5 protein-coding genes and 2 pseudogenes are annotated in these 9,096 nt (G+C 26.5%); 2 read left to right on the forward strand and 5 right to left on the reverse strand.

Going from position 1 to position 9,096, the window contains the following annotated elements; all coding sequences use genetic code 4:
• Positions 1–181 (forward strand): annotated as a pseudogene (locus tag D9R21_RS06925) (IS3 family transposase); the annotation flags it as partial.
• 53 nt (positions 182–234) lie between these two features.
• Here D9R21_RS06925 and pepF read toward each other — a convergent pair.
• Positions 235–2,031: an oligoendopeptidase F gene (gene pepF, locus D9R21_RS02705; protein ID WP_126821001.1), complete on the reverse strand. Its 1,797-nt coding sequence runs from the start codon at positions 2,029–2,031 to the stop codon at positions 235–237.
• Between the two features lie 130 nt (positions 2,032–2,161).
• Here pepF and D9R21_RS02710 point away from each other — a divergent pair, with 130 nt between their 5' ends.
• Positions 2,162–3,514, forward strand: a complete 1,353-nt coding sequence (locus tag D9R21_RS02710; RefSeq protein ID WP_126821002.1) for a M17 family metallopeptidase — start codon at positions 2,162–2,164, stop codon at positions 3,512–3,514.
• A 69-nt stretch (positions 3,515–3,583) separates the two neighbouring features.
• On the opposite strand, the pseudogene mgtA reads toward D9R21_RS02710, so the two are convergent.
• From mgtA to D9R21_RS02725, 4 genes and pseudogenes are all read right to left on the reverse strand, one after another.
• Positions 3,584–6,316, reverse strand: a pseudogene (gene mgtA / locus D9R21_RS08640) (magnesium-translocating P-type ATPase).
• Positions 6,317–6,571: 255 nt separating this feature from the next.
• Positions 6,572–6,808 (reverse strand): hypothetical protein, encoded by a 237-nt coding sequence (locus D9R21_RS02720; protein WP_126821003.1) that lies wholly within the window; start codon positions 6,806–6,808, stop codon positions 6,572–6,574.
• A gap of 105 nt (positions 6,809–6,913) precedes the next feature.
• Positions 6,914–7,075: a hypothetical protein gene (locus D9R21_RS06930; RefSeq protein ID WP_158613853.1), complete on the reverse strand. Its 162-nt coding sequence runs from the start codon at positions 7,073–7,075 to the stop codon at positions 6,914–6,916.
• 96 nt (positions 7,076–7,171) lie between these two features.
• Positions 7,172–8,737 (reverse strand): APC family permease, encoded by a 1,566-nt coding sequence (locus D9R21_RS02725; RefSeq protein WP_126821004.1) that lies wholly within the window; start codon positions 8,735–8,737, stop codon positions 7,172–7,174.
• Between the last annotated feature and the right edge of the window lie 359 nt (positions 8,738–9,096).

The raw sequence follows: 9,096 nt of genomic DNA on the forward strand, positions 1-9,096 counted from the left end.
GGGTAAAAATTATCATTGTGCTGATAATATTGTTATTGAAAGTTTTCATTCTTTATTAAAAAAAGCAACAATTCATAACAATATTTACTTATCGCATGATGAATATATTAATGATGTTAAAAAATGAAATAAATGATATTCAAGCCGCAAAGAAAAGGATATAATAAATAAAAGTTTATAAACCTTTTTTACTAATACTTACTTTTTGGGGTGCACTCTATAACTAATATAATGCTATTTTAATAATTGAGTAAGATTATTAATCATTTCTGTTAATTTTGTAATCAAGCCATTATAAACATTAGCATCAGTATAATCAATTCCGATATCTTTTAAAATTGCCAATGGTTCTTTACGACCACCTTGTTTTAAAAAATTTAGTAAATATTCTGGATGGCCATTAATGACATCATTATAAAGTTTAAATGAAGCAACAATACAAGTTGCATATTTATAAACATAATATGGTGAATGAAAGAAATGTAAAATTCGTGGTCAACTATATGTCTTTTGTTGTAACTCATGTTTATCAAAAACAGTATAACCAAATTCATTAGTTTTTTGATCAAAAAGATTTGCTAATTTATCAGCATCTAATGGCTCATTATTTTCAACCATTTTATGCGCAGCTCATTCAAAATCAGCAAAATGAATTTGGCGAAAGAAAGTTGCCATAATTTCATCAATTCGATTTTGTAATAAATAAATTTTTTCTTCTTTACTTTCAGCATATTTATATAAATAATCAAATAATAAGTGCTCATTAACTGTTGAAGCAACTTCTGCTAAAATAATTGGATAACTATTTAATGGATATTTATTATTTAAATCTGCTAATAATGTGTGAACAGAATGACCAGCTTCATGTGCTAATGTATTAACTGAACCAATTGTATCATCTCAATTCATTAAAATAATTGGTTCAACTCCTGAACCACCAGATGAATAAGCACCACTACGTTTATTAGTATCTTCAAAGTAATCAATGCGATGATCACTTCAAGCTAACTCTAATTGGGTTAAATATTCATTTCTTAATGGTTGTAGGGACTCACGTATCATTTTTTTTGCATCTTCAACAGTATATTTCTTATCTAATGATGCAATGTTTTTAACTAACTTCAAACTACGATCAGTTGGATAAAACTTTTTAAATTTAAAATGTTTTTTTAATAACTCATTATATTGAACAAATAAATGACTATTTTCACGACCATATTTAATTAAACTTGCATAAATTTCTTCAGATACATCATCATTATTTAATGATGCTTGTAAAGTATTTTTATAACCACGTAAGCGAACAGATTCAACACTATGTTGAATGATTCCCTCATAAATTCGTGCAAAAGAATGTTTTTTATCAACTAAATGCTCAGAAAACAATTGTGCTGTTTTAATTCGAAATTCTTGTTCACCTAATGGATCAGATTTCTCCATAATTTCACTATATACACTATTTGTTAATTCTGTTTTTGTTTCTTGATAATCAATAAAAGTTGGCTTTTTATCAGCATATGCTAATAAATCATACAATTCATAAGCTACACTTCGTGACCGTGTTACTAAAGCTAAAATTTCTTCATCACGTTCTGATAAAATATATTTTGCATTTTTAAAAAACTTACGATAACTATATTTATATGCACTTAATGCAGAATCTTCTTTAATTCATGTCATAATTTTTTTTTCACCAATTGCTTTTAATTCGGGAGCAACAAAAGCTAATTGACTTGAAATTTGATTTAAAGTATTTGAATAAGTTCCTGCTAATTCTTGATATGATAAATCAGTTGTATCAATATCACTCATATGTAAATATTGTCCCATTTTATTTGCAATTAAATCAATTTCTTCATCTAAAAAAATATATTTTTTAAAAACAGCTATTTGATTTAATTTTCCTTTAAAGGTGATAATTTCTTCTAATTTTTTTACAATTTTTGCTAAATCTTTTTTCCATGCTTCATGATTGGAATATAAATGATTGAAATCTCATTTATATTGTGCTGGTGCTTCATTTCGTTTCATTCTTTTCTCCTCTTTCTTCTAAATTTACCTTTTTATATTATAACGGAAAACAAAATATTTTTATTGTTATTCTAGATAATGTTATAATATTGTGTATATAATTATCTATATAGAAAGAAGGAATTTTACAATGGTATTATTAAATGACAAAAAACAAGATTTAACACTAAAAGCAATTTTTAAAGGTGATGAAATCAACCCATTAGTTGTCCAAGAAAACGGTGCAACAACTTTAATTTCAGAAGAAAAAACAATTTATGCTTATTTCGAAAAAGCATTAACTTTTAAAAATGCTGAAGATTTTATCCAAAATTTTATGAAAACAATTAAATATAGTTTAAATATTGATGTTGACACTTTCAAAAAAGGTGCTGAAGCAAATACTCATATTTTTAAAGCACTATCAGAAGGAACACTATATGCTTTAAATGATAATTATAATTTAAAAACAGATAAAAAAGAAAAATCAGTTTATACAATTAATTTAATCCATAACTGTGAGAAGTCACCTACCATTTTTAAAGAAATTCAAATTAAAATGGAATTTGTTAATTTTGCTCGTATGTTACAAGATACACCACCAAATTTAATGTATCCAGAAGTTTTTGCTGAAAAAATTACAACAATGGCAAAAGGAATCCCAAATTTAAAAGTAACAGTTTTAGATAAAGAAGAAATTGAAAAAGAAAAAATGGGTTTACTTTTAGCTGTTAATGCGGGAAGCTATTTAGAACCCCGAGTTGTTATCTTAGAATATCTAGGTGATAGTAGTAAAAAAGAAAAAGTTGGCTTAATAGGAAAGGGAATTACCTTTGATAGTGGTGGATATAACTTAAAGCCATCAACAGCATTAACTGGAATGAAATTTGATATGTCAGGAGCAGCTATTGTTTGCTCAACAGTATTAGCTTTAGCAAAAGCACAAGTTAAAACAAATATTGCTGCGGTGGCTTGTTTAACAGAAAATCGAATTGGAGGAAAAGCAACTTTAACTGAATCAGTTATTACGTCAATGAACGGAAAAACTGTTCAAATTGATAATACTGATGCTGAAGGAAGATTAGTTCTAGCTGATGGTATTACTTATGCTATACGTAAATTAAATGTGGATAAATTAATTGAAGCCTCAACATTAACTGGTGCAATTCTAGTAGCTTTAGGAAAATGATTAACTGGTGTTTTTGCTAATAATGATGCATGATATGAACAATTTGCACAAACAGCTTCTAAATCTCATGAAGGAATTTGAAGAATGCCAATTTTAGAAGAACATACTGCTGTAATGCGTAAAACACCAATTGCTGATCTAACAAATGCTGAAAGTTCATGCTTTGCTGGTAGTTCAACTGCTGCTGCCTTTTTATGTGAATTTGTAGAAGAAAAACCATATATTCATTTAGATATCGCTGGAACAGCGGATACTAAAGATGGGCGTGGAACTGGAGTAATGATTAAAACATTATTTGAATTATTTAAAGAATAATTTTAAACATCTTGTAAAAGCAAGATGTTTTTTTATTTTGCATTAAAAATAGATTTACTAAAAGTAAATCTATAATCATCGCTTAAAAATTTTAATATATAAATCTTTGACTCCTTGACTCATTAAACAATATCCAATCACTAATGCAGCAAAGAAAGCAAAATACATTGTGGGTAATGGTACTAAACTTAGTTTTGGCCCCAATGATGTAAATGGTAAGGTCATTCCAATCAAAATGACGGCAATGCTGGATACCAATAATTGCCATGATGGCATTGATTGAAAGAATGGAATTTTTCTTGTTCGATACATTTGAACAATTAAGGTTTGGGTCACTAATCCTTCAACAAATCAACCTGTTTGAAATAAAGTAATTTGTTCAGCTGTGATGTGTTGTGGATTGGCAAGAACCCCAAAATAATAGCCCATAACAACAAAAGTTAAAATATCAAAAATTGAGGAGACAGGTCCGTTAACAAAAACAAACGGTAAAATATCCTTTGTTGTTCAAGTTTGTGGTTTTGATAAAAAGTCTACATCAACCTTATCAAATGCTACTGCCAATTGGGATATATCATATAATAAATTTTGAAATAGAATTTGAATTGGCATCATTGGTTGAAATGGTAATCATTCTGAAGCAATTAAAATACTCAGAACATTGCCAAAGTTAGAAGCTATTGTAATCTTAATATATTTTAAAATATTTCCAAAAATTTGTCGTCCCTGAATAATTTCCTTTTCCATAACTAATAAGGACTTTTCTAATAAAATAATATCTGATGCTTCTTTTGCAATATCAGTTGCATTATCAACAGATATTGCAACATCGCTTTGGCGTAAAACAGGTGCATCATTAATTCCATCACCCATAAAACCAACAACATGTTGATTTTGTTTTAAAGCTGTAATAATTTTTGCTTTTTGTAATGGATTTAATTTAACAAAAATATTATTTTGTTCAACAACATCACGGAGTTCAAATTCACTTAATTTTTCAATATAATCGCCAGTTATAACACCACGAATTTTTAAATGAACTCGATCACAAATTGCTCTTGTGACTTGTTCATTATCACCCGTTAAAATTTTTAATTGTACTCCATTTTTTCGCAATAATTGAATCATTTTTGCTGCAGAAGGTTTTGGTTTATCAAGAAAAGAAACAAAACCATAAAAAATTAAATTTTTCTCATCTTTTGTTGAATAATAAGTATCGGCATCATGACCATGGTTATATGCTAATCCAATAACTCTTAATCCCTCACTATTCATTCGTTCTGCTGTTGCAGAAATCATTCGTAAATGTTCTTCTGTTATCTTTTCAACTTTTCCTTTATATTCAATTCTTGTACAATTTTTAATAATTTCTTCAATTGCCCCTTTACAGATTAAAGTATGATGTTTGTCTTTGCCTGAAATAACAACCGTTAATTTACGCCGATTAAAATCAAAGGGGATTTCATCAATTTTTTGATAATCATCCTTAAAACTAGATAAATGATGATTATCAATATAATGAATAATTGCTTTATCTAAAGGATTTTTTAATCCCGTTTAAAAATAACTATTTAAATATAAATATGTTAATAAACGATCATCTTTTTTATTATCTAATAACTGATAATCAACCAATTCAATTTTATCATTTGTTAAAGTTCCTGTTTTATCTGTACATAAAACATCAATTGCCCCTAAATTTTGAATTGCTTCTAATTTTTTAACAACTACTTTGGCTTTACTCATTCGACTGGCACCACGAGCAAGATTAGAAGTCACAATCATTGGTAACATTTCTGGAGTTAAACCACCAGCAACTGAAATAGCGAATAATAAAGCATATAACCAATCATTTTTTGTAATTCCATTGATAATAAAAACAATGGGAACCATTACAAACATAAATGATAATAGTAATAAGGTCGTTCTTTTAATTCCACGATTAAAACTATTTTCTGGTGGTTTAACTTGCAATGTTTTTGAAATTGTCGCATAATATGTTTCTGTTCCCACACCAATAACAACTGCAATTGCACTACCCGAAACAACACTTGTTCCCGTATAACAAATATTTTCTAACTCTAGTAAACTTGCTTTATGACGATTATAACTAGCATGTTTTTCAACAGGTAACGACTCACCGGTTAAACTGGATTGATTAATAAAAAGTTCATTACTTCATAATATTCGAACATCAGCAGGAACCATATCCCCACCTGATAAATAAATTAAATCACCTGGTACTAATTCATGAATTTCTAATTCTTTTGCTTCTCGAATTAAACTAGTATTATTTTTAACTGATACTTCAGAAACTTTTTCATCATCTTCTAATCGAATTACTGTAATTGTGTTACTAACTAAATCTGTTAGTTTTTTTGTCACGAAAAAACTGCGGATATCTTGAACATATGCAATTGTAGTACTAATAATAATCATAATAGCAATAATAATAACTCCAATAACTTCAAAACTATCACCACCTAAAGTAAAATAACTAATTATATTATAGATCGCAATTAAAGCCAAAACAATATTAAAAGGATTTAACAATACTTTTAAAAAATGTTTAAATCAATGAAATTTCATTTTTTCTTGCGAATTATCACCATATTTTTTACAGATTTGTTCTGCTTCATCATAAGTTAAACCAAAATTTTTAAGTTCAAAATGTTCTAAAATTTCGCTTTGAGAAAACTGGGAAATTTGTTTAATCTCATCAGTTTTTAAAAAACCAATTTCTTTTTTTCGTCCCTTAAACTCTTTATTATTTCTCTTAAATTTAGTTATTATTTTTGCCATTCCAAGACCCCTTTTTTAAAAAATATTTTTACCTAAATTATAAATTTAGGACTTTTAACAAATACATTAACAATTTATAAATCAAATAAGACTTAAAGTAATAAAATTCCTAAATCAATAATATTTTTTATCCTTTTTAAATAATTTCACCAACGAAAATAATTTAAATAAAACATAATAAATAATAAATAAAAAATAAGAATACATTAAAATTCTTAGTACTCTTATTTTTAATAACCTAACAATAAAAACTGGTTAATTAGATTGTATTGTAGCAGAAATATAGTTTGAAACATAAAATATGTTATGGAAATCAAATCAATCTGAATTCATTCGTTTTGCAATTGAAACTTCTATTTCAATAGGAGACAACTTATCACTATTATTTCAAACAGAATTAATAGTCTCTCAATTATCATATATTTGTTCTGTTAACCCAAGAAGATATTTTTCTTCGTTAACATTTGAATCAATTTCAACAGATTTAAACATTCTATTTATCAACACATTACTAAAACCTAATTTGCTATTAATACTATAATTAACTTTAATATGTTCTCAAAATGAGGGTTCAAAAACAGCATATAAAATTGTTGTTTACGTAAAAAAATTATAAGAATATGTAATTTTATTTATGCTACTTTTGCTACTAGTTTGCGCTAAACTTGTTGGTTTATCATACATACTGACAGCACCTATTAAAGGTATTACATTGGGAGTTATACTAATTGTTCCTAAAAAAACTAGTATTTTTTTCATGAAATAATATCCTTTCTCTTTTTAATATAACTTTTAAATTAATACTATTTTATTATAACAAAGTTAAAAATTAATAAAACATTAGCATTTAATAAATTATGTCTTATCCTTTTCTTTTGTATCTGAATTTTCTACTAAATTTCTTTTTAAATCCTTACTAGAATTTTTATCATTAAATGACATTGTCATAGTTAACTTTTTATTAATTGTATCATTATCTTTCATTCATATCCCAAATCATGGCAAAACTAAAATTAGCAATAATAATGCAATTGCTAAAATGGGACCAGTTTTTTCTGGCATTACAATAGCATTTAAAAAATATGAATAGATATTATATTCAATAATAGCAATAATACAAAGTACACTAATAACTGCAGCTGGAAGAAAATATCAATTTTTAATTGTTGCAATCCGTTGATGATAACGATTTCATATTCCCAAAGCAATAATTGTTCCATACATCAGAAATGCCATCACAACACCTGCATTACTAATAAAATCGTAAAAATTATAAGTTTCTTTTGCAAAAATAGTTGGAATACCCATAATTAGTCCTCATATTAATGTAATCATAACTGATGCTAAAAAAATTGCAAAATTAATACTATATTTTTTCATAATTTTATTCCATAGTTTTGCACCAATAATAAAATTATCTTCAATTGATGAATGACTTAGTTTAACTAAAGAAAAACTATATCCATTTAAAGTTCCAAAAGAACTAATTAAAATAAAGAAGAAAATAATTCGTTCAAAAATTTTATTAATAACCGGATTACTAAAAATTTTACCCCCAGCAACAGCAACACTTCCTTTAGCATCTAAATTTAAAGTTCCAATTGAAACAAGTAAATAAAGTATTGTTACTGATGCTAAACCTAATACTAAAGCTAATGGAATATTTTGCTCTGGTTTTTTAACATCCTTTTGAATATATGTTGTTGATAAAAAACCATCAAATGAAAATAGAATCCCTGGCAAAGCCATTAAAATCATTTCCAATCCAGTTTTATTTGCAACTAATTTATATTTATCAGGATCACCTAAACCACTCTTACTTAATGCACTAGGGTCATTATTAAAAAAGAACATTCCAATTAAACCAATTAAAATTAATGGAATTAATTTTAAAACAACGGTTGTCATTTGAATATATTTTCCTGTTTTTTCTAAATAAGTACAAATATAAATTAATAAAACAGTATAAATAATTGAAAAACTTGTTAAAATTAATTGATAATTAGCATAACCTCCAACTTTTTCACTAAATACGATTTCTGCGGTCAAACCACCACCAAAAGCTCAAATTGAAGCTTTTGTTGTATAATACGCAACAGTAAAAGTTGTTAACGGAATATAAATATGGTTCATAGCGTTTCTCACTACACGACCAAACCATTTTCCCCCGAACATCTTTGCATACAAAGCAATACCTGAATTTGAATCTTGTTTTGCTGATGAAATTTCCATAAATGATAATCCAAATGAGAGAGCCATTAGACCACCAATTATCCATGCAATTAAACCTAGAACTCCATTCCCACTAGTTAATCCATATACACCTTCATTTTTAAAAAATATTCCTGTTCCAACAACTGTTCCAACAACCATACAAAAGCACATAAAAAATCCATATTTTTGTGCTGTTTTTTTCTGCATAACTTCACCTCATCATTCTTGCTCATTTTTATTGTTTTTTAAAACTATGAAAATTTAAATAATACTTAGTATATTATTCCATAATCAAAATTTTAACATAAATCTGATAATTATTTTACATGTAAATTGTAAATGCAAATGTAGCACTTTATTGAAAAAAAATAAAGTGCTTTTTATTTTGTAAAAATACTTATATTTATTGGATTAATCGTTAGATAGTATCTTTTACACTTAATAAAATAGGTTTTTTCTGAAAAATTCATCCTTTCTTTTCTTAAAAAATTTTTAAATAATTGTTTTATTTAATTATTAGTTAATTGTTAAATATATTACTAGAAAATACATTTGATAAACTAAGA

It is taken from the genome of Spiroplasma endosymbiont of Megaselia nigra (assembly GCF_003987485.1).
In the GTDB taxonomy this organism is placed as follows: Bacteria; Bacillota_I; Bacilli_A; order Mycoplasmatales; family Mycoplasmataceae; genus Spiroplasma.